A 22,001-nucleotide genomic window follows, 5' to 3' on the forward strand; every position below is an offset into this window, starting at 1 on the left:
AGGAACGCTATGAAGCAGGCCATTACGAAGAAAAACAAAATTGTGACCATGGAAGAAGCATTGGAGCATATTTCCGATGGATGCACACTCATGTACGGCGGATTTGGCGGGGTGGGGACTCCTCCGACACTCATACAGGGTATCCTTGCCAAGGGCGTCAAGGAATTGACCTTGATTGGCAATGATACTGGATTCCCTGACATCGGCATTGGCCGCCTTGTGACTGCTGAAAGGGCAAAGAAAGTAATCGCCTCGCATATCGGTTCCAATCCTAATGCCGGCAGGCTCATGACGGAAGGAAAGCTGCAAGTGGAATTTTCACCGCAAGGGACATTAGCCGAACGGATTCGTGCTGGCGGTGTAGGCTTAGGCGGGATTTTTGTCGATGTCGGGATTGGTACGATAGCCGAAGAGGGCAAGGACAAGATGGTGATAGAAGGAAAAGAATATTTGGTGGAAACCGCTTTGACGGCTGAGGTCAGCATCGTCCATGCCAAAAAGGCAGATTCGCTGGGGAATTTAGTGTACGACAAGACTGCATGTAACTTCAATCCGCTGGTAGCGATGGCTGGAACCTTCACGATTGCGGAAGTGGAGGAAATCGTTCCTGTAGGCGAATTGGATCCGGAATGTATTGCCACACCAGGCATTTATGTAGATATGGTGATTCCGACAAAAGGGGTGAATTGGAAATGGGCATGGCAGTAGATGTACGAAATCGGATTGCGAAACGCGCCGCCAAGGAAATCCATGACGGATTGATCGTCAATTTAGGCATCGGCATCCCTACCTTGGTGGCCGACCATATACCTCAAGATATCCATGTGCTGTTCCATGCGGAAAACGGAGTTCTCGGTACAGGGCCAAGTCCTGATCCCGGGCAAGAGGACCCTGCTCTTTGTAATGCGGGAGGGTTCCCGATCACCACTGTAATGGGAGCTTCCTATTTTGACAGTGCAACCGCCTTTGGGATGATCAGGAAAGGATACATTGACATCACCATCCTTGGAGCCCTGGAAGTCAGTGAAAAAGGGGATTTGGCGAATTGGATCGTCCCAGGAAAGCGGGTGCCGGGTATGGGCGGGGCAATGGAGCTTGCCCAGAAGGCCAAAAAGGTGATCGTCCTGATGAATCACGTGAATAAGCAGGGTGAATCGAAGATATTGAAGTCATGTACGCTTCCATTGACGGCAAGGCAGAGTGTGGATTTAATCATTACCGATATGGCTGTCATGGAAGTTACAGAAGCGGGATTGGTGCTGAAGGAAGTCATGGCGCCATATACCGTGGATGATGTGATAAGGAATACAGAGGCGACATTGAAAATCCATGCTGCTGTTAACACCATTGAATAGGTAAGAGGAGGAAAAAGCATGAATGAGGTTGTCATCGTTGCTGGAGCGCGAACTGCAGTTGGATCCTTTGGCAAATCACTACGGAATGTTAAAGCTACCGAATTGGGCCGTCAAGTATTGGAAGGTTTAATGGATAATTCTGGGTTGGGTAAAGAAAAGGTCAATGAAGTGATTTTCGGACACGGCTATGTCCACGGAGGCGGACTTAACTCGGCCCGAATTTCGTCGCAGATGGCTTGTTTCCCACACAGTGTCCCAGGCCACGTTGTAATCAAAGCATGTGGATCAGGTTTAAAGGCCATTACCAACGCCGCTTTAACTATCGCTGCTGGTCAAGAAGACGTAATCATTGCCGGCGGAGTGGAGAGCATGAGCAATGTGCCTTATATCGTGAAAAATAGATGGGGCGGTAAATTTGGAAACGTAACGATGGAGGATGCTCTGCTGGCAGATGGATTAATATGTTCCTTGGGAAATGAGCATATGGGAATAACTGCCGAGCGCTTGGCTGAAAAATACGGTATCCGTCGTGAAGAACAGGATCAATTTGCTTATCTAAGCCACAAGAAGGCTTGGAAAGCTATAGAAGAGGGTCGCTTTAATAGAGAAATTATTTCGCTTAAAATCAAGGATCGAAAAGGACTTCAAATCTTCAACCATGACGAAGGGGTACGCGAGGACATTCATTTAGATCAACTAGGCAGTCTTCAAGCAGTATTCAAAAATGAAGGAACCATTACGGCAGGAAATGCCTGTCCTATGAATGATGGGGCTGCAGCTGTACTATTAATGTCCAAGCAGCAAGCTGAAGAAAAGGGATTAAAACCGCTATTGAAAATAAAGGCTTTTGCCAGTGCAGGAGTTGAACCTGGAGTTATGGGGATTGGACCAGTACCAGCTACTCGAAAGGCATTGGAAAAAGCAGGTCTATCGTTAGAGGATATCGGACTGATTGAACTTAATGAAGCCTTTGCTGCCCAAGCACTTGCAGTGATCAAGGAGTTAGATTTGAATCCGGATATTGTCAATGTCAATGGAGGGGCAATTGCACTTGGTCACCCTGTAGGAGCAACAGGTGCAAAATTGACAGTCACACTGATGCATGAAATGTTGCGTTCACAAGTTAAGTACGGAATGGTAACGTTGTGTATGGCAGGTGGAATGGGACTTTCAGTAATCTATGAGAATATGTGTATTTAAGGAGGATAAATGTGCCGGATATAAAAAAACGGATAAACCAATGGATAGAGGATCATCGGGAAGAAGGAACAAACTTATTGCAAAAAATGGTACAAGCCCCGAGTACGCAAGGAAATGAAGCAGGGGCACAGGCCATCGTCGCCCAAAAGCTGAAGGAAATGGGTTTGCAGATCGATAGTTGGGAACCCGACGGCGGCGAGCTGAAAAAACATTCTTATTTCTATTCTCCACGCAGTGAATTTTCCAACAGCCCCAATGTGGTAGGTATCATGAAAGGGACTGGAGGCGGACGCTCCATCATTTTGAATGGACACATCGATGTGGTTCCGGATGGGGACCGCGATCAGTGGGATGACGACCCATATAGTGGAGCCATTAAGAATGGAAGGATGTTTGGACGCGGAGTAACCGATATGAAGGGTGGAAATGTATCGCTGATCCTTGCGATGCAGGCATTGAAGGAAAATGGCATCCAATTGAAGGGAGATGTCATTTTTCAAAGTGTAATTGAAGAAGAAAGCGGCGGGGCTGGAACATTGGCGGCCGTCCTGAGGGGATATAAAGCTGATGCCGCCCTGATCCCTGAACCGACGAACATGAGGATCTTTCCGAAACAGCAGGGTTCGATGTGGTTCCGAATCCATGTTAAAGGACGGTCAGCCCATGGCGGAACAAGGTATGAAGGCGTTAGTGCGATTGAAAAAAGCATGACCGTCATCAATCATATTCGTGACTTGGAAGAAAAGCGAAATGCACGAATCAGTGATCCGCTTTATCAGAACACGCCTATTCCGATTCCGATCAATCTAGGTGTCATTGAAGGCGGTAATTGGCCGTCATCCGTTCCCGACCTTGTGAAAGTCGAAGGAAGGATGGGCGTTGCGCCGGAGGAAACGATGGAGCAGGCGAAAGACGAAATGGCCGCCTGGTTATTGCAGCTTGGGGAAGTGGACCAATGGTTCAAGGAAAACCCGCCCGTATTGGAATGGTTCGGGGCACGCTGGGTTCCAGGAGCAATTGATGTAGAGCATGAACTGATGAATGCGCTTATTCATCAATATCGGCAAGTTGCCGGACAGGACCCTGTCATTGAAGCCTCCCCTTGGGGAACGGATGGGGGATTGCTGACACATGTCGGTGAAACGCCTGCAATCGTTTTCGGGCCAGGAGTGACCGAGGTTGCACACTATCCAAATGAATACATCCTGCTCGACAACGTGTTCTCAACAGCCGAAATCATTGCCCTTACATTAATTCAATGGTGTGGAATGGAGCCTGAGCAAGATGGGGTCAACAAGGACGGGAATAAGGAGACGATACCAGGCAATGGCAATTAAACTGGATAGTATCCCAGCAAGTGAAGCGAACTATTAAGACTTTCACAAAGCGGTTGTTAAAAACTCTTTTATTTCTTGAACTTTTAACTTTAAAAGAAAATGAGGTAGGAACCATATGGACATGAATCTCATTGATAATCAAGAACCGACAGTTAAAAGGAAACTGAAAGCAAGGCATATGACCATGATTGCCATTGGCGGTTCAATAGGAACCGGATTATTCCTGGCAAGCGGGGCAACCATCCAGAGCGCGGGGCCAGGCGGTGCCCTTGCTGCCTATGCCTGCATTGGAATCATGGTTTATTTCCTTATGACGAGCTTAGGGGAAATGGCGACATATATGCCTGTGTCGGGATCATTTTCCACCTACGCCACACGCTTTGTTGATCCCGCATTCGGCTTTGCACTTGGCTGGAATTATTGGTTTAACTGGGCAGTCACCCTTGCCGTGGAAGTAGCTGCAGCTGCCATCATCATGAAATTCTGGCTCCCTGATGTACCCAGCCTTATATGGAGTGCATTATTCCTTGGGATCGTCTTCACCCTCAACGCCCTTTCCATTAAAAGCTATGGTGAATCTGAATATTGGTTTGCCTTAATAAAAGTCATCGCCATCATTGGCTTCATCATTGTTGGTTTATTGACCATATTGGGGATTTTTGGTGGAAAGGTGATCGGATTTGAAAACTTCACCATGGATGAGGCACCATTCAAGGGAGGATTTTTATCGATCATCTCTATCTTTCTAATCGCGGGATTTTCTTTTCAAGGCACGGAACTGGTTGGTATTGCTGCCGGGGAAAGTGAGAATCCCGAAAAAAATGTTCCGAATGCGATCCGCCAAGTATTTTGGCGCATCCTATTATTTTACATCGGGGCCATCCTGATACTCGGCCTCTTAATACCGTACACGAGTCCAAGTTTACTGAACGGGGATGTCGAAAACATTTCTGTAAGCCCTTTCACACTTGTGTTTGAACGTGCAGGATTTGCATTCGCGGCATCCGTCATGAATGCGGTCGTGTTGACTTCCTTACTATCCGCCGGGAACTCGGGACTATACGCTTCAACGCGGATGTTATGGTCGATGGCGAAAGATAAACAAGCTCCCCAATTCCTCGCCAAAGTCAATCGCAGGGGAATCCCGATGAATGCTTTGATCTTAACGACATTAATTGGCGGGCTCGCTTTCTTGACATCCATTTTTGGGGACCATGTATTTACATGGTTATTGAATGCATCGGGGCTAACCGGCTTCATCGCCTGGATTGGAATAGCAATCAGCCATTATCGCTTTAGACGTGCCTATATTGCACAGGGTGGTGACCTGAACGAATTGAAATATAAAGCAAAATGGTTTCCACTAGGCCCGATTCTTTCATTCGTCCTTTGCATGGGTGTCATAGCAGGGCAGAACTATCAAGCATTCCTAAGCGGCAGCATCGACTGGTATGGCGTCGCCGTCTCCTATATCGGATTACCGATATTCCTGGCGATCTGGTTAGGATACAAGATTTATCACAAGACCAAATTAATATCATTGAAAGATTGTCAATTTGATAAATCGGATGTGGCATGAATAGATAAAAACCTGAGATCCCTTTGGGGACCCAGGTTTTTTTATGGACACTAATTAGACGATATCGGACGAAAATCCAGTTATATCGACGAAAATAAGAATATATCTCACAAAAAACGGAATATATCTCCGAAAAACGGAATATATCTCCGAAAATAGGATTATATCGACGAAAACGGCAATTATCTATTAAAATCCGCATCATGGTAATTTTTTCAATAAATCATTTTTTATAACTGAATATTTGGGGAAGGTGTGCAATACTATTAATCTATGTACTTTTAATTCTGTGGATGAAAGGAATCTGAGATGAAAGAGGCTTATCGCGGTTCTGGAATTGGAGTCATTTTCATGGCGGTCTTCGGTACACTGTGGGCAAGTACCGGTATAATGGGATTGCAGGGGTGGGGGTTTCCCTACGTGGAACTCGCAGCCATATTCGTAGGAATCATAATGGTTATTGAAGGCATTTCATTAATTCATGCATCACAAAAAATGTCCAATCAAGTTTCAGAAGATGGGGCTAGGCGTCTGAAGCGTATCGGATTTTTGTTTAATATGGTCTTCATTGCCGAAGGGTTGCTGATTGGGATTGCCATTATCATCTGTAACTTGATCAATCAGACTGATCTTATACCAGGAGTCATCGCCATTATTGTAGGGATTCATTTTTTACCTTTGGCGTCACTTTTCCAAATCAAGGTGTACTATGCAACAGGAGTGCTTCTCTGTTTATTGGCGCTTATCACATTGCTTATTGTGCCAGACACTGTCATGTTTTGGGAACATCAAATCCTTGCACCGTTATCATTGCTCGGCTTTGGATGCGCGCTAATTCTTTGGTCCACTGGACTTTCGCTATGGCTTAGATTAAAGAAGTCAAATCGAACGATAGCCGTTGAAGATTGAATCAAAATGAAAAACCCGTCATGGCGAACGGGTTTTCATTTTGATTAATTTTTCATCCAGGTCAAGAGCCTGACAATTTGAAATGGTTCATTCCAAACGAGAATGAAACTTAAAAGAAAGAATGCAGCAACAGCCAAGAATTTCGACTTTCCTTTTTCATTTTTAAATATGGCCCCGAAACTGCATAACATACCAATAACTAACGCACCGAATCCTGAAATCATAAGCAGCTCGGAGACTTTTGGTAAAGCAAAGGAATAGCAAAAAGATAGTATACCAATCACTGCAAATACGATCGACCAATTGCTTAAACTTTTCATAGAGACTCCTTTTTTACTAATTATACCAATTTGGTGTTTATAATGAAATTAAAAAAATTGAGGTTGTCACTTATGGGAATATATTGTAATATGTATAACAATATAAAAATCCATTTACATTTTAGAAGCATTGATAAGGACATGAATCATTTTTACGGTCTTCAGAGAGGGAAGGGTAGCTGCGAACTTCCTGGCTTAGGAAACTGATTTACCGCCTTTGAGCTATATCGGTGAACAAGAGTAACTGATATCGTCTAAGCTGCGTTACAAGCTCCAGAGCCATGAGTGTTTTTGCTTATGGGAAATTGGGTGGAATCACGGGTAAACGCACTCGTCCCTTATATAGGGATGGGTGCGTTTTTTTATATATAAAAATATTGCCATGATAAGGACATGAATCATTTTTACGGTCTTCAGAGAGGGAAGGGTAGCTGCGAACTTCCTGGCTTAGGAAACTGATTTACCGCCTTTGAGCTATATCGGTGAACAAGAGTAACTGATATCGTCTAAGCTGCGTTACAAGCTCCAGAGCCATGAGTGTTTTTGCTTATGGGAAATTGGGTGGAACCACGGGTAAACGCACTCGTCCCTTATATAGGGATGGGTGCGTTTTTTTATTACTAAAAAAGGGGTGTTATGTGATGGGGGAAAAAATGATTAAAGTTCAATTCCCGGATGGGCAGCAAAAGGAATATCCGCAAGGGATGACAGTGGAAAGTGTGGCAGGGTCCATCAGCTCAAGTTTAAGGAAAAAGGCAGTGGCAGGCAAACTGGATAAGCAACTGGTTGATCTAAGTCACAAGCTTAATGAGGATGCCGAATTGTCGATCTTGACTCTGGATTCGGATGAAGGATTACAAGTATTACGACATACAGCGGCGCATGTTTTGGCGCAGGCTGTGAAAAGATTATACCGGAATGTGGAATTAGGAATGGGGCCAGTCGTGGAAAATGGTTTTTACTATGATTTTAAGTTAGACCATCCTTTGAGCTCAGAAGACCTACAAGCCATTGAAAAAGAGATGGAACATATCATAAGTGAAAATCTGGAAATCGAAAGGAGCGAAGTGACTTATGAAGAAGCTGTGAAGTTATTCGAGGGCAGAGGGGAGTCATTCAAGTTGGATATAGCAAAGAATATCCCTAATGGAGAAAAATTAACGCTCTATAAACAGGGGGAATTCGTCGACCTTTGCAGAGGGCCGCACCTTCCATCCACATCATTTGTAAAATCATTCAAATTGACTCGTGTATCTGGTGCCTATTGGCGGGGAGACAATCAAAATGAAGTTCTTCAAAGGGTGTATGGCGTGGCTTTCCAAAAGAAAAAGGATCTACAGGAACACTTTGAATTCCTGGAAGAAGCGGCCAAACGCGATCACCGTAAATTAGGGAAGCAGCTGGAGTTATTCATGTTTTCGGAGGAAGCCCCTGGAATGCCATTTTATTTACCGAAAGGGCAAATCGTTAGAAATGAATTGGAGAAGTTCTCGCGGGAGCTTCAGACTGAAGCTGATTACGACGAGGTTCGGACTCCTTTCATGATGAACCAGCGGTTATGGGAACAATCGGGTCACTGGGATCATTACCATGAGAATATGTACTTCACTGAGGTGGACCAAACAAAATTTGCTATGAAGCCAATGAACTGTCCGGGGCATATGCTTATTTTCAAAAACAGTCTTTATTCTTACAGGGATTTACCCATCCGGATGGCCGAATTCGGTCAAGTCCACCGTCATGAATATAGCGGTGCATTGAACGGGATGCTGCGTGTCCGTACATTTTGTCAGGATGATGCCCACATTTATGTTCGGCAGGATCAAATCGAAAGTGAAATTAAACAAGTGTTTCATCTGATTGATAAGGTGTATCGTACTTTTGGATTCGAGTATTCCGTGGAACTCTCGACGCGTCCAGAGGATTCAATGGGTGATGATTCCCTTTGGGAAGCTTCTGAAACAGCCTTGAAAAATGTTCTGGAAAGCATCGGGATACATTATCAAGTAAATGAAGGGGACGGGGCATTTTATGGACCGAAAATTGATTTTCATATTAAAGATGCATTAAAACGAAGCCACCAATGTGCAACAATCCAACTTGATTTTCAAATGCCCGACAAATTTGATCTGACTTACATCGATGAAAATAATGAAAAGGTTCGTCCGGTCGTCATTCATCGTGCCATTTTTGGATCGATCGATCGTTTTTTCGGAATCCTGATTGAACACTTTGCCGGTGCTTTTCCGGTATGGCTCGCACCGGTGCAAGCACAGATCATCCCTGTCTCTCAAGTTCATTTAAATTATTGTTTAAAGGTTCAAAAAGAACTGAAGAATCAAGGCATAAGAGTGAAAATCGATGATCGGAATGAAAAGCTGGGGTATAAAGTCAGGGAAGCACAGATGGGGAAAATCCCATATATGCTGGTCCTTGGAGATAAAGAAGAGAAAGAAAATGAAGTGAATGTCCGGAAATACGGGGAACAAGAAGTTGAAAATGTTGCAATAGAAACGTTCATCAAGAAAATGGCCCAGCAAATAAAAGAACGCAGCATCTAACAAAAAAGCAGCCTAATCCGGAACTCACGAGTAAATGCGCATTGGATTAGGGTTGGATAAAACAAGACAGCCGAATAAACCGGCTGTCTTGTTTTATCTACAAATCCATACCCGGCCGACAGCAGGGATTATCCATTTAATACGATCTCACGAGTAATGCTTATGTAAATAAAACTTTGGCTGCTTGGATGGCAAAGTAAATGCCAATCCCTATAAGGGATATACCCGAAATGATGGAGATGCCCATTAGAATGGGTTTGGATAAAAGGAGTCTGAAGGTGCTGGCGATGAGGGCCATTGCGAAATCCCAGATTATGAGGCCGATAAGGATTCCTGAACTGTATATAAGTAAATGATCCATATCATATTTTGAAGCGGAGTTTGCGAGAATGGATCCATAAATCCCCAGCCAGAACAAAATGGATAAAGGGTTCGAAAGGGACATGATGAATCCTGTCAGGAATGAAGAAAACAGGGAATCTTTCGCATTTCGTGCATTCACTTCAATCTTACCCGCGCTTAGCAGACTTTCGATCCCGGTATAGGTCAGGACGAAAAATCCAAAAAGCCATAAAAATGTTTTCATGAAGGAGTTGTCCAAAAAGTGGACGACACCGAAAAAGACGAGGGCTATAAAAACAAAATCCGCTAAAATGGCACCCCAGCCAAAAATCCAGGCATGCCAAAAACCCTTCTTGATACCTTTGTCCAATTGAGCAGCGTTTATGGGACCGATAGGAGCCGCCAGTGATAAACCTAATAATACATAGCTGAAAAAAACACCCAATTCATCACCTCATCGTTTAATACAACTTCGCTTATTTGAATGTATTCAAACAATTGGACTTGTACCACCTTTTTAGTCCTTTTTTGAGTGGAATCATGGTCCGGTTGGGCTCCTAGCCGTAACAATTGATAAAAAGAGAAGGATATTTTTCCTTTATGAAAACGAAAGCGGGAAACTCATTCTTACACAGAATGGGTTTAGTTGTTTTAAAGGTCAAAAGGGGTAATTTTTGGGTGAAGCGCAACTGAATAAATCTTTCAATGCTATAACATAATAATTTAAGACATCTAAAAAATGATGCAAAACATTTGGTTTCACAAATGGTTACCTTTTATGCAATTAGTTGCTTTTATAATGGATGAGGAGTGTAAGTATGGAAGGTCATGAGAAGCAAAATAAAGATGTAAGCGTGTGGTGCCTGATCAGTATGGCATCGATTCCATTGGTAATGACCCTTGGAAATTCAATGCTTATCCCGGTTTTGCCCATTTTCGAGGATAAGGTGGGAATCTCTTCATTTCAATCCAGCATGGTGATAACAAGCTATTCCGTTGCATCCATTTTTTTAATTCCCATAGCAGGTTATTTATCAGATCGATTCGGACGGAAGATGGTGATCCTGCCAAGTCTGATCCTCGCCCTCATTGGTGGCTTGGTCGCAGGGTATGCATCATGGAAATTGGAAGATCCCTATACATGGATCATCATCGGTAGGGTATTGCAGGGGATTGGGGCTTCTGGAGCCTCGCCCATCATTTTGCCTCTGGTGGGGGATTTATACAAGGATGATGATGAAAAAACGAGTTCTTGTCTGGGTATCATTGAAACCTCGAATACATTTGGGAAAGTGCTTAGTCCAATATTGGGTTCCCTGTTTGCTGCATTTATCTGGTTTTTACCATTCTTCTCGATTTCATTCTTCAGTTTAATATCTATTGTCTTGGTCTTTTTCTTTATAAAGGTACCAAAGGAAAAGGATGATCCGAAGAAATTCAAAGAATTTTGGCATGATACGAAAAAAATATTCAGGCAGGAAGGAAAATGGTTATATACAGTTTTCCTGATTGGTGTATTTGTCATGTTGGTTTTGTTCGGTGTTCTTTTCTTTTTGTCTGATAATCTGGAAAAAATCCATGATTTGCATGGAATCAAAAAAGGTTTAGTGATAGCGATCCCGCTATTTTTTCTTTGTGTGTCTTCCTATGTTGCCGGGAAAAAAATCAAGGGTGAATTGCCAATCATGAAAAAGATCATCATGATCAGTATAATTGTCCTTTCAATCAGCCTTGTATTTGTCGGCTTTACAAAAAACAAAGTTTTCCTTTTATTACTCGTAACAAGTTTGGTGGGCATAGCAATTGGTGCGTTATTGCCGACACTTGACGCAATCATCACTCAAAATATAAAAAAGGAACAGCGGGGAACGATAACCTCCTTCTACATGTCATCCAGGTTCATCGGAGTTGCGGCAGGCCCTCCGGTCATGTCCCTTGTCATGAAAAATCATCTCAATTTGAGCTATATCATTACAGGGATCATAGGCATAGGCATCGTCTTGATTGTTTTGAAATTCATTAGTTCAGACAAAAAAGAAGCTGCTGCCTAATAGGCTTCAATAGAAATTTCCCGAAAAAGCCGGGCTTTCCCACGGCTTTTTTTGTTTTGTAACTCGCAAAATTTTTTTTTCATGAGGTTAAAGGCGGGGGTGTCACATAGAATGTACAAGTCATGAACTGGCTCGAAGGAGTGATGCTTTTTGAGTGTACATTTACTGCTGAGTTACTTTTTCTTAGGACTAACCCTTGCAGAGCACCGATCGGTCCGGTCAATTCCGCTCGTATCGATAAAGGAATCAAGAACGGATTTTGGCATGCCTGGATCGTTGGGGCAGGGTCGATGATTGCAGATGCCTTGTTCATGATTTTAGTGTATGTGGGTATGGTACGGTTTTTAGAAATTCCGATCGTCAGATCTTTCTATGGCTTTTTGGCGGATTTGTGCTTATTTATTCTGGGGTCGAAAGTGTTTTACGAGTTAATACGATACTATTAAATCAATACAGGAATAAAGATTCTTTAATTTCCTGTTTTTTGACCGGATTCATCATGTCAGTGACCAGTCCATTATCCATTTTATTCTGGTTGGGGATATATGGGTCTGTTTTAGCTAAAACGGCTTCAACCTATGGGACATCCCAACTTTTCATTTATAGCGGGATGATTTTTCTTGGTCTTACCTGTTGGGATTTTTTTGTAGCGGCATTAACGAATGGATTTCGCAGGTTTTTAAATGAAAGAAGCTTAATGGCCATTTCGATCATCTCTGGATTATCATGGTCGGCTTTGGTGTTTATTTTGCATATCAAGGCATTTCCGCCATCATATCATAAAGCAGAATGCTTCAGGTTAATACATAGGGCAGGGTATTTGAAAACTTCTTCCTTGCATAATTCATTGTGGCATTATCAACACTATGAATGATGGAAGGGGGTAATGTTATGACAACAAAAGCCAATTGCAGTTCAGCGAAAGGAAAGGTTGCCCAAAATTCCAAAGCATCTGGTGAACAACAAGGCGATATGAAATGGTGGCAGTTATCATTGGTCGGTGTTGGCTGTACGATCGGGACAGGGTATTTCCTCGGTTCGACCATAGGGATTAAAACGACGGGACCATCCATTGTATTTTCATTTGTATTGGCTGCCCTAGGTACTTATATCGTTTATAATCTGCTTGCTAAAATGACGGCTGCCGATCCTCAAGAGGGATCTTTTTGTTATTATGCCAATAAAGCATTTGGAAGATGGGCTGGCTTTAGCTGTGGCTGGAATTATTGGTCCTCCAATATATTGATCATGGGAAGCCAGCTTACTGCGCTTTCGCTATTATCTCAATTTTGGTTTCCGAAGGTCCCGCTGTGGCTATTTGCATCCGGTTTTGCCATTGTTTCGATCGTGGTGGTATTACTGGGAACAAAAGGGTTCGACAGAGTGGAAAATATACTTGCGATAATTAAGACGGCAGCGATCGTAATGTTCATCATTATTGCAATATGTGCAGTTTTCGGCTGGTTTGGACTTGATGGAGGGAAACCGCCCTCATTTCCGAATAAGTTCAATGAATTATTTCCAAAAGGACTAAAAGGGTTTTGGACATCCCTTATCTATGCCTTTTATGCGTTTGGAGGCATCGAGGTCATTGGACTGATGGCGATGCAGCTTAAGAAAAAGGAAGATGCGCCAAAGGCAGGGACGATCATGCTCTTGGTTCTTACCATCATATATGTGGTTTCATTGGGGTTAGCCGTGACCATGATTTCATTAGGAGCATTCAGTGAAAAAGAAAGCCCATTCGTTTCGGCATTGGACAGTTATCACCTGGCATTTTTCCCGCACGTTTTTAATGGTGCGATCATCATTGCCGGTTTCTCGACGATGACCGCTTCACTATTTGGGGTAACCAATCTATTGGTAACGCTCTCCGATGATGGGAATGCACCCGCATTATTTATGCAAAAGATCAAGAAATTCAAGGACCTTCCACTGCCCTCACTCGGTCTTGGAACCTTGGGACTTTTAGGATCAATCATCACTGCCTTGCTCCTGCCAGGCGAGATTTATGAATACATTACAACATCCGCTGGAATATTACTTTTGTACAACTGGGCATTCATCATTCTCTCTTCATTCAAAATCTTGGAAAATAAGATTTGGAGTAAGATTACGGCCGTTTTCGGACTTCTTTTAATTTTGGCCGCCGTAAGTGGCACCCTGCTTGAAAAAGAGATACGTCCAGGGTTTTTCATCAGCCTTTTATTCATCGTGATCATCGGTCTTGCCGCCGTTTTCATGAAGTTCAAGGTTTGGAATAAGAACAAGGCGATGGCCGCAAAAGCGAGTAAATCAGGGCTTGATTGAAAAAAGGAACTCGTCTATACGAAATCGAGTTCCTTTCGATTGGGCGCTAAACCTCAATGATGATCGGAAGGATCATTGGTTTTTTCTTTGTTTGATTAAAGAGATATTGCCCCAGTTCCTTCTTAATGGTTTGTTTAATGATGTTCCACCGGTATATTTTTTCACTTTGTAAGTCGTTGACCGTTTTCGTGACAAGGCGATTCACGTTTTTAAGGAGGTCCTCGGAATTTTGAACATATACAAATCCACGGGAAATGGTATCGGGTCCTGATACTATTTTTCTTTCCGTCTTGCTTAGTGTTATGACGATCACGAGCATTCCATCTTCGGAAAGCTGCTTACGGTCCCGCAGAACGATTTCTCCAACATCCCCAACGCCAACACCGTCAACAAAGGTATTGCCGGCAGCCACCTTTCTTGTTTGACGGGCAACGGAGTTTTCAATATCCACAACATCACCATTATTGATGATGAAAGTATGGTCCTTCTCCACTCCGACAGACTCGGCTAACAATCGATGCTGGTGCAACATCCGATACTCACCGTGAATCGGTATGAAATACTTAGGTTTCATCAAGGTAAGCATGAGCTTTAATTCTTCCTGATAGGCATGTCCGGAAACATGCATGCCCGTTACAGTCCCAGAACCGTAAATGACTTTGGCACCAAGCTGAAATAGGTTGTCGATGATCCGTGAAACATCCCGTTCATTTCCGGGTATTGGAGTGGAGGCAAGAATCACAGTATCATCAGGCAAGATACTCATATCCCGATAATTCGAACTGGAAAGGCGGGAAAGGGCAGCAAACGGCTCTCCCTGACTTCCTGTACATAAAACCGCGACCCTTTCAGGAGCATAACTATCGACTTCTTGTGGTTGGATAAGCATCCCATCAGGAACATCGAGGTAGCCGCGTTCAATGGCAACGTTTACGACGTTCACCATGCTTCGTCCAATCAGGGCGAGTTTCCGGTTTGTCTTCTGTGCAGCGTTCACAACTTGTTGAACGCGATTGACATTTGAAGCGAAGGTCGAAAGGATGACTTTCTGTTTTGCCTGCATGAAGGCTTCTTCAATATGGCTGCCAACCAGATGCTCGGAGGGGCTTGAGCCGGGACGTTCAGCGTTTGTGCTTTCAGATAATAAAACCAGTACACCTTCACTCCCGATTTTGGCCATTTTATGAATATCGGGGTACTGATCATTCATGGGTGTCAAGTCAAACTTAAAGTCCCCTGTATGAACGACCGTGCCTTCTGGCGTATGCATGGTGACTCCAAGGCAATCGGGTATACTGTGATTCGTTTTGAAAAAGTCCAGAACCATCTCCCCAAATTCCAACCTTGAATCAGAATCGATCTGGATTAATTCCGTATCAGCCAATAGGTTATGTTCTTTTAACTTCAATTCAATCAAACCAAGTGTTAAACGTGTGGCATAAATGGGGACATTCAACTTTTTCAAGAAATAAGGGATCCCGCCAATATGATCTTCATGCCCATGAGTCACAATTAAAGCGCGGATCTTCTCCTTATTCTCCTGAAGAAAGGAAATATCGGGAATGATCAAATCGACTCCTAATAAACTTTCATCAGGAAACTTTGCACCACAATCAATAATGACGATATCGTTGGAATATTGAACCACATACATGTTTTTACCGATTTCATTCACTCCGCCCAGAGCCAGTATGGACAAAGCATTCTCTTTCAAACTCAAGTAGATAGACCTCCCTTTATGATGATAAGGATAGTGTTTCCTTAGGACCCTTTTATAAAACCAACTCTTTTTTTTAAAACAGGGCAAATTCAAAAAGCCATAAAAAAAACACCTGCCGTTTTCGGCAGGTGTGTGCATCTCCAATCTTCATCGGCTCAAGCAAGAATTGATACTTTCTTCAAAAGTCTCAATATATGCTTGGACCTGTGATGCATATCCAGTCTTCAAAGTGTGCAGCAAACTTTCTATCAAGAATTTTCGCGGCTTGTCGGACTGCATCAGCTCATCTTGGATAAAGTCGATCAATTCAATGGCTCTTGTTCGATCTTCATCGCAAGGCAAAGCTTTGTTTATCGCTTTTTTCAATTCCGTGGTGGAATGAAGCAAATCATTATGGCAAGAATCAAGATGATTTGTAAAGTTTGGAAACCACTTATCCATTAGTTCCGGATCAATGATCTGTTCCCCGCTTTCAGCCACCTCATTGACTAAATGGACAATGCGGTTCATGCAATAGTGGATAATTTGTATGTCCGGTGTACCGGCGGGATTAGCACGATAGCTAAAGTGATTCATGTGGGTCATCATCGAATGAAAGATGATGACGCTATCCAAAAGATAGGGTTTTTTGCTTTCTCCGAATATATCGATAAAACGGCTATACATCCAGCGTAAGTTCAATAATACCGTCTTATTGATGAATTGTTTTAATTCTTCATCGTTGGAAACACGGACTTCTTCGATCAGGATAAGCAATTTGCTTTGCTTGTTCACCATCATCTGCAAATCGAGCTGCCGGATGAAAATTTCAATATCGGCTGAATCTTGACCAATCAACAGTTTTTCCCTGTCATGGCGAATCTTTGTATAGAAGGAACGGAAAATGGCTATAAATAATTCACCCTTCGAAGGGAAATAATTATAGAATGTACCTTTTGATATACCGCTGCCATCTAGAATGTCCTGGATGGACGTGGCTTGGTAGCCCTTGTCAATAAACAGCTTATGAGCCGTATCAATGACATTCTGCCTTCGATTATTCATCATTATCACCTTATTTTCATTATACTGCTTGTATAAAAGTAATCGTACTCTATTTTTCATCACAGCACAAACCCTTATTTAAACCAGTAAATTTTTATTGCAAAAAATGAACTAGGGGTATATTATTGATTTTGTGAGATTGGAATATACCGCTCGTATAATAAAATGAACCAACAGTTTGAATGGAGGAATAGATAAAAAGTGAGTACTGCACAAACAAATGAGAAAAAGGGTTCGTATGGCATTTTGGCCATACTGATGGTCGGGGCGTTCATATCGATACTGAATTCAACCCTTTTAAATATTGCACTGCCATCAATCCAAATAGACCTGGGAATCGAGACTTCCACAGTCCAATGGCTGACAACGGGCTACATGCTCGTGAACGGAATCATGATTCCGACAACAGCCTTCTTAATAAGAAAATATTCGGTGCGTAATCTGTTCCTGACAGCCATGCTCCTATTCTCAATCGGGACGATCGTTGCAGGTGTAGCGCATGTATTCCCGTTATTATTGAGCGCACGTATGGTTCAGGCTGCCGGTTCGGCAATCATGATGCCATTATTAATGAACGTACTTTTAACTTCTTTCCCTGTTGAAAAACGGGGCTCGGCAATGGGACTATTCGGTTTGGTCATGATGTTTGCCCCTGCAATCGGGCCGACGCTTTCAGGCTGGATCATCGAACATTATGATTGGAGAATGCTATTCCATTTCATTACTCCGCTAGCCTTAATAGTGCTTATTTTCGGCTTCTTTAAACTTAAAGACCACAAGGAAAAAGTCGATATCTCAATTGATAAAATATCGGTCATCCTTTCAAGCTTAGGCTTCGGCGGTTTGCTTTACGGATTCAGTTCGGCAGGCAGCAAAGGCTGGGATAGCCCTTGGGTATATGGAACACTGATTGTCGGTGCCATTTCCCTGATCTTTTTCATTTCCCGCCAGCTTAAAATGGAAACACCAATGCTTGAGTTCAAGATTTTCAAGCACCCGATGTTCGCTTTATCCGCAACGATCTCAATCGTACTGAACATGGCGATGTTCTCGGGGATGATCTTAATTCCGATGTACACACAAACAGTACGTGGCATTTCACCATTCGATTCTGGATTACTGATGCTTCCAGGTGCGTTATTAATGGCCCTCATGTCACCGGTTACCGGTAAGCTTTTCGATAAGTTCGGTGCCCGCATCCTTGCTTCAATCGGTTTGCTTATCACCGTGGTAACTACGTATTTGCTAAGTAAATTATCAATGGAAACTACGTATACAGAAATTGTAATCCTGTTTTCCGTTCGTTCCTTCGGGATGTCAATGTCCATGATGCCGATCATGACAAATGGTTTGAACTCGCTGCCAGCCCGCATGAACCCGCACGGTACAGCCATGAATAACACACTGAACCAAATTTCCGGTGCGATCGGTACGGCATTGCTGGTTACGGTCATGTCTAACCGTGCAGCTTCTACTGCCGAAGATTTAATGACGAAAGCGATGAGCAAATTAACAAGCCAGCCCACCGCTGAGATGATGGGCCAAATGAAAGCCCAAATCGGGATGCAGGCAATGCTGGATGGAATTAACTTCTCCTTCTTTGTATCCACCTTCATTGCCGGTGTGGCGCTGATTCTGGCATTATTCATTAAGCGTGCTTGGCCGGCTGAAGAAAAACCAGCTGTGAAAAAAGATCAAACCGCTTAAATGAAACAATAAAAGGCCCTATGCCACCTGAACCGTTCAGGCAGCATAGGGCTTTTTCTTTTAAGTTCAGTCGACTTAATCAGTATGTTTCACCCATGTAATTTCACTTGTATATAAAAGGCTCTTTTCGTAAAGATTGTTGTTTTTAAAACGAAACGATTTAAGGTTGATTGGAGCGCAAGTGCGAGACTCCTGCGGGAGCAGCGGGACAGGTGAGACCCCACAGGCGTTTACGCCGAGGAGGCTCACCGCCCGCCCCGCGGAAAGCATCTGGAGAGGAAATCAACCACACCGCTTTACTTGGTAAATAGCAACAAAGTATGCGAAAACAGCCATATAAAAAAGCGCAGTGCCATTTGCACTGCGCTTTTTTACATCAAGATGTCACTTCCTCTGAAGTTACTTTTGCATGCTGGATATGACTGGCTATCCAGGCAATGATCGCTGCAGAAACGAGATAGGCAAGTAAGATCCAAATCTGCGTTCGCAAGTTTTCCCAGCCGCCTAATGAGATGACCTCTTGAAGTTCCTTTAATGAGTGGGCCATAGGTAAAAATTGACCGATTTTCGTCAATAATGACATGCCCAGTTCGCCTGGGAATGTTCCGCCGCAGGTCGCCAATTGGAACACGAGAAGAGTCACGGCTGCGAATTTGCCCACCACTCCGAATACGGTCACCAACATAAGAATGAATGTCATGAAGGTAAATGAAACGATGATGCTTGATAGAATGAATACAGGGACACTGGCCACGTGTAAATGGAATCCGAGAAGGACGACTGTATCCACTAGAAGTGCCTGAACCAAGCCGATTACATATACGAGCATTAATTTATTCGTGAAATGAACGGTTCCAGTAACCTTAAGATTCTGCCTGCGGCCAAGCGGCAAGATATTGGAAGCCATGATGCCGCCTACATAAAAGGCCAACGACAGAAAATAAGGAGCAATCCCGGTTCCGTAGTTAGGTACTTCAGATAAATTGGATTGGACCAATTGGACGGGTTCAGAGAACATCGAAGTTGTCGAATCGTCGTACTGAAGGCTGGCCGTTTTATCGGCAGCTTCATTAAGCTTGGTGGATAATTTGCTTGAACCCGTTTCCAGTGAAGCCAGTCCGTCTTGAAGTTCCGTCGATCCACTGGCTAGCCTGCTGCTTCCGCCGGCTAGCGAATCGATTCCGTCATGTAAAGTGGAGAAACCATTTTTCCATTTAAATAATCCATTCGCCAATTCTACAGAACCATCGTTTAATTGCTTGGCACCCGAGGTAGCTTGTGCCATTTTATCCCCAAAAGCATTCATCCCGGTTTGAATGGCTGCTTGTCCATCAGCCACTTTGACAGCACCTTCGCCCAATTGCTTTTGACCGGCATGTAAAGTGGCGGCTGCTTTGGATAAACCTTCTGAAAGGGCAACGATTTGTTTGAAGTCTTGATCCATTATCGCATCAGGATGACTTTTCATATAGGCATCCAATTGTTTTTTTAGAGTATTCGCTGTATCGGCAGCCTGTTCTTGCCCCTGCATCAATTTTGCATTTCCGGCTGACCAGTTCTCAACACCCTTACTTACTTCATTCATCCCATTTTCCAATGAGTCATGTGCATCAGATAGATGCTTCATGCCGGAATGCAAGGTCTGGGAACCTGATGTTAATCCTTTCGCACCAGCCGCTAAGGCTTCTTGTCCATCCAAGAGTTTGGTGCTTCCTGTTTGCAGCTTCTGGGCGCCATCATTCAAATCCTGAATGCCATCATTCAATTTCTCACTTCCGCTTTTCGCATCCGCCGTTCCTTGATGAAGCGTTTCCGCTCCAGCCCCGGCATCCGCCAAGCCGTTAGAAACGTCCTGGAATTTCGAAAGGATGCCTTCAGAATAGACTTTCGTGATGCTTGCGTTGATTTTTGCAGTCATCTTTTCAACAGCAGTAGAGCTGATCTGTGAGGCAACGAAGTTCTTACCTGGATTGACAGTATACAAAAGTTTAGCCGTTTCCGGTTTTTTATCCATTAAAGTCGTGACATTTTGCGAAAAATCTTCCGGAATCGTGACAACCATATAATAGGTACCTTCCTTAAGACCCGTATTTGCCTCCTTTGCCGTGACAAAGTGAAAATCCAATTCTTTCTGCTTTTTCAATTGTTCAACGAAATCCTCTCCAGCCTCGACTGGCTTATCGTCCATTTTTGAACCATCATCTAGATTGACCACTGCCACAGGGAGCTGATCCAACTTTCCATAAGGGTTCCAATATCCTGCCAAGAAGAAACCTGAGTAAATCAATGGAACGACCAAAAGGAAAAGCAAGGCGATTCTCCCGTGTTTATGTTTCCACATCGCTTTTATATCTTGAAATACAAGTTGTAAACCTTTCATTATTTGAGCCTGCCCTTTCTGACTAAGAGATTATTTCATCATAATGGCTTTTTTAGATACTGTATAATACATAATTGATTATGTAATAATAGCTTTAAATCTATGTGAAAAGAGTGGGAAAATGGAAATATTACAGCTCCAGTACTTTCAAACCGTAGCACGGCTGGAACATATGACGAAGGCTGCGGAACAACTTCAGATTGCTCAGCCATCCCTCAGTAAAACCATATCCCGGCTTGAAGGGGATTTGGGAGTCGCACTGTTCGATAGGGAACACCGGAAAATCAAGCTCAATGCAGCAGGACGAATTTTCTTGAACCGTGTTGAACGCGCTTTTGCGGAACTGAATGAAGGGAGGCGCGAAATAGTGGAATTAACAGATCAAGACCAAAAGAACATCACCTTGGCCGTTACCATTCCCAGGGTCCTGCCTGATTTATTGGGTACATTTTTATCTCAATACCCGGATGTCCGTTTTCAACAATTCCTAAAATCCATATCATCCATGAAGCAGCTTCTAATAGAAGGAGAAATTGATTATTGCATTTCATCTGTTCCGATTGAAGGCCCGGACTTAAAGTGGGAACCGCTGATCACCGAAGAAATATACTTGATCGTGCCTCCCAATCACCGGTTGGCAGGCAGGGAAAGCATTACACTTCAAGAAGTGAAAGATGAACCATTCATCAGTATGAACACAGGCTTCGGGTTCCGCAGCCTCACCGACCAATTTTGCCTCGAGGCGGGATTCGTCCAGCACATTGCATTTGAAGGAGATGAACCTGCTGTCATCTCGGACCTTGTCAGGAAAGGGCTGGGAGTCGCCTTCGTATCCGAATTGACATGGCTCCATCAAACCGGGTCATTATCCCATAAAATCCGGATAACCGAACCTGCTTGTCAAAGAACAATAGGGCTCGGCTGGTCAGAAAAACGCTACTTCACCCCAGTAGCCAAGCAATTTAGGTTATTTGTCATGGATTACTTCGCTGCCGCCAACTCCGCCAGACCAAAGGATGAATAAATATGGTAAAGGTCAAAATAATCGGAATTAAGACAGGAATGAATCGCTGTTAGGGAGAATTAATGGGTCAAGGCATAAAAAGTATAATTTAATTATCGTGAACATAGTATTTTAGGAGGTTTTCTTAAATAGATCGGGTTTGACCAATTCCGATCCTGGGAG

At 43.4% G+C, this 22,001-nt stretch carries 16 protein-coding genes, 1 pseudogene and 2 other annotated features; of the genes and pseudogenes, 12 read left to right on the forward strand and 5 right to left on the reverse strand.

Annotated features, from left to right (window positions below; genetic code table 11):
• Window positions 1–9: 9 nt before the first annotated feature.
• The 6 genes from BW986_RS00740 to BW986_RS00765 all read left to right on the forward strand — a co-directional run bounded on the left by BW986_RS00740 (window position 10) and on the right by BW986_RS00765 (window position 6,380).
• Window positions 10–708, forward strand: a complete 699-nt coding sequence (locus tag BW986_RS00740; RefSeq protein WP_076364216.1) for a CoA transferase subunit A — start codon at window positions 10–12, stop codon at window positions 706–708.
• On the forward strand, window positions 693–1,355 hold the full coding sequence (locus BW986_RS00745) for a 3-oxoacid CoA-transferase subunit B (protein WP_076364218.1): 663 nt from the start codon (window positions 693–695) through the stop codon (window positions 1,353–1,355). Before BW986_RS00740 ends, BW986_RS00745 begins: the two co-directional genes overlap by 16 nt.
• 18 nt (window positions 1,356–1,373) lie before the next feature.
• Window positions 1,374–2,555 carry a thiolase family protein gene (locus BW986_RS00750; RefSeq protein WP_076364220.1) on the forward strand — a complete coding sequence of 394 codons (1,182 nt, stop codon included), beginning with the start codon at window positions 1,374–1,376 and terminating at the stop codon, window positions 2,553–2,555.
• Window positions 2,556–2,566: 11 nt separating this feature from the next.
• Window positions 2,567–3,892 carry a peptidase gene (locus BW986_RS00755; RefSeq protein ID WP_076364222.1) on the forward strand — a complete coding sequence of 442 codons (1,326 nt, stop codon included), beginning with the start codon at window positions 2,567–2,569 and terminating at the stop codon, window positions 3,890–3,892.
• A 115-nt stretch (window positions 3,893–4,007) separates the two neighbouring features.
• A complete protein-coding gene (locus tag BW986_RS00760) occupies window positions 4,008–5,471 on the forward strand; it encodes an amino acid permease (RefSeq protein WP_076364224.1) in 1,464 nt (487 codons plus the stop codon).
• 309 nt (window positions 5,472–5,780) lie between these two features.
• Window positions 5,781–6,380, forward strand: a complete 600-nt coding sequence (locus BW986_RS00765; protein WP_076364226.1) for a DUF7010 family protein — start codon at window positions 5,781–5,783, stop codon at window positions 6,378–6,380.
• A gap of 44 nt (window positions 6,381–6,424) precedes the next feature.
• On the opposite strand, the gene BW986_RS00770 is transcribed toward BW986_RS00765, so the two are convergent.
• Complete coding sequence (locus BW986_RS00770; RefSeq protein ID WP_076364228.1) at window positions 6,425–6,700, reverse strand: hypothetical protein; 276 nt, start codon at window positions 6,698–6,700, stop codon at window positions 6,425–6,427.
• A gap of 121 nt (window positions 6,701–6,821) precedes the next feature.
• Window positions 6,822–7,042 (forward strand) — a binding site (T-box leader).
• Window positions 7,043–7,073: 31 nt separating this feature from the next.
• Window positions 7,074–7,294, forward strand: a binding site (T-box leader).
• Window positions 7,295–7,353: 59 nt separating this feature from the next.
• On the opposite strand from BW986_RS00770, the gene thrS reads away from it, so the two are divergent.
• Window positions 7,354–9,261, forward strand: coding sequence for a threonine--tRNA ligase (gene thrS, locus BW986_RS00775; RefSeq protein WP_397221246.1), 1,908 nt, complete (start codon window positions 7,354–7,356; stop codon window positions 9,259–9,261).
• 160 nt (window positions 9,262–9,421) lie between these two features.
• Here the strand turns inward: thrS and BW986_RS00780 are convergent, their stop codons facing one another.
• The gene (locus BW986_RS00780) at window positions 9,422–10,048 is read right to left on the reverse strand and encodes a LysE family transporter (RefSeq protein ID WP_076364232.1); all 627 of its coding nucleotides are present in this window, start codon (window positions 10,046–10,048) and stop codon (window positions 9,422–9,424) included.
• Window positions 10,049–10,421: 373 nt separating this feature from the next.
• Between BW986_RS00780 and BW986_RS00785 the strand changes: the two genes are divergently transcribed.
• The 3 genes and pseudogenes from BW986_RS00785 to BW986_RS00795 all read left to right on the forward strand — a co-directional run bounded on the left by BW986_RS00785 (window position 10,422) and on the right by BW986_RS00795 (window position 13,964).
• The gene (locus tag BW986_RS00785) at window positions 10,422–11,654 is read left to right on the forward strand and encodes an MFS transporter (protein WP_076364234.1); all 1,233 of its coding nucleotides are present in this window, start codon (window positions 10,422–10,424) and stop codon (window positions 11,652–11,654) included.
• Window positions 11,655–11,804: 150 nt separating this feature from the next.
• Window positions 11,805–12,437 (forward strand): annotated as a pseudogene (locus BW986_RS00790) (LysE family transporter).
• A 189-nt stretch (window positions 12,438–12,626) separates the two neighbouring features.
• Window positions 12,627–13,964, forward strand: a complete 1,338-nt coding sequence (locus BW986_RS00795) for an amino acid permease (protein WP_076366193.1) — start codon at window positions 12,627–12,629, stop codon at window positions 13,962–13,964.
• 46 nt (window positions 13,965–14,010) lie between these two features.
• Here BW986_RS00795 and BW986_RS00800 read toward each other — a convergent pair whose 3' ends face one another.
• Together BW986_RS00800 and BW986_RS00805 are read right to left on the reverse strand one after the other, a co-directional pair.
• Window positions 14,011–15,684, reverse strand: coding sequence for a ribonuclease J (locus BW986_RS00800; RefSeq protein ID WP_076364236.1), 1,674 nt, complete (start codon window positions 15,682–15,684; stop codon window positions 14,011–14,013).
• Between the two features lie 147 nt (window positions 15,685–15,831).
• Window positions 15,832–16,788: a TetR/AcrR family transcriptional regulator gene (locus BW986_RS00805; RefSeq protein WP_081395463.1), complete on the reverse strand. Its 957-nt coding sequence runs from the start codon at window positions 16,786–16,788 to the stop codon at window positions 15,832–15,834.
• A 141-nt stretch (window positions 16,789–16,929) separates the two neighbouring features.
• Between BW986_RS00805 and BW986_RS00810 the strand changes: the two genes are divergently transcribed.
• Window positions 16,930–18,435 (forward strand): DHA2 family efflux MFS transporter permease subunit, encoded by a 1,506-nt coding sequence (locus BW986_RS00810; RefSeq protein WP_397221249.1) that lies wholly within the window; start codon window positions 16,930–16,932, stop codon window positions 18,433–18,435.
• Between the two features lie 376 nt (window positions 18,436–18,811).
• On the opposite strand, the gene BW986_RS00815 is transcribed toward BW986_RS00810, so the two are convergent.
• The gene (locus tag BW986_RS00815; RefSeq protein WP_076364240.1) at window positions 18,812–20,815 is read right to left on the reverse strand and encodes a YhgE/Pip domain-containing protein; all 2,004 of its coding nucleotides are present in this window, start codon (window positions 20,813–20,815) and stop codon (window positions 18,812–18,814) included.
• Between the two features lie 121 nt (window positions 20,816–20,936).
• Here BW986_RS00815 and BW986_RS00820 point away from each other — a divergent pair, with 121 nt between their 5' ends.
• Window positions 20,937–21,839, forward strand: coding sequence for a LysR family transcriptional regulator (locus tag BW986_RS00820; protein WP_076364242.1), 903 nt, complete (start codon window positions 20,937–20,939; stop codon window positions 21,837–21,839).
• Window positions 21,840–22,001 lie beyond the last annotated feature (162 nt).

The organism is Peribacillus simplex (assembly GCF_900156045.1).
In the GTDB taxonomy this organism is placed as follows: domain Bacteria; phylum Bacillota; class Bacilli; order Bacillales; family DSM-1321; genus Peribacillus; species Peribacillus simplex_D.

Coding starts and splice junctions, on each gene's coding strand:
- BW986_RS00740 (WP_076364216.1), top strand. CDS start 10: ATGAAGCAGGCCATTACGAAGAAAAACAAAATTGTGACCATGGAAGAA.
- BW986_RS00805 (WP_081395463.1), bottom strand. CDS start 16,788: ATGAAAAATAGAGTACGATTACTTTTATACAAGCAGTATAATGAAAAT.
- BW986_RS00815 (WP_076364240.1), bottom strand. CDS start 20,815: ATGAAAGGTTTACAACTTGTATTTCAAGATATAAAAGCGATGTGGAAA.
- BW986_RS00785 (WP_076364234.1), top strand. CDS start 10,422: ATGGAAGGTCATGAGAAGCAAAATAAAGATGTAAGCGTGTGGTGCCTG.
- BW986_RS00760 (WP_076364224.1), top strand. CDS start 4,008: ATGGACATGAATCTCATTGATAATCAAGAACCGACAGTTAAAAGGAAA.
- BW986_RS00745 (WP_076364218.1), top strand. CDS start 693: ATGGGCATGGCAGTAGATGTACGAAATCGGATTGCGAAACGCGCCGCC.
- BW986_RS00765 (WP_076364226.1), top strand. CDS start 5,781: ATGAAAGAGGCTTATCGCGGTTCTGGAATTGGAGTCATTTTCATGGCG.
- BW986_RS00770 (WP_076364228.1), bottom strand. CDS start 6,700: ATGAAAAGTTTAAGCAATTGGTCGATCGTATTTGCAGTGATTGGTATA.
- BW986_RS00750 (WP_076364220.1), top strand. CDS start 1,374: ATGAATGAGGTTGTCATCGTTGCTGGAGCGCGAACTGCAGTTGGATCC.
- BW986_RS00820 (WP_076364242.1), top strand. CDS start 20,937: ATGGAAATATTACAGCTCCAGTACTTTCAAACCGTAGCACGGCTGGAA.
- thrS (WP_397221246.1), top strand. CDS start 7,354: ATGATTAAAGTTCAATTCCCGGATGGGCAGCAAAAGGAATATCCGCAA.
- BW986_RS00795 (WP_076366193.1), top strand. CDS start 12,627: ATGAAATGGTGGCAGTTATCATTGGTCGGTGTTGGCTGTACGATCGGG.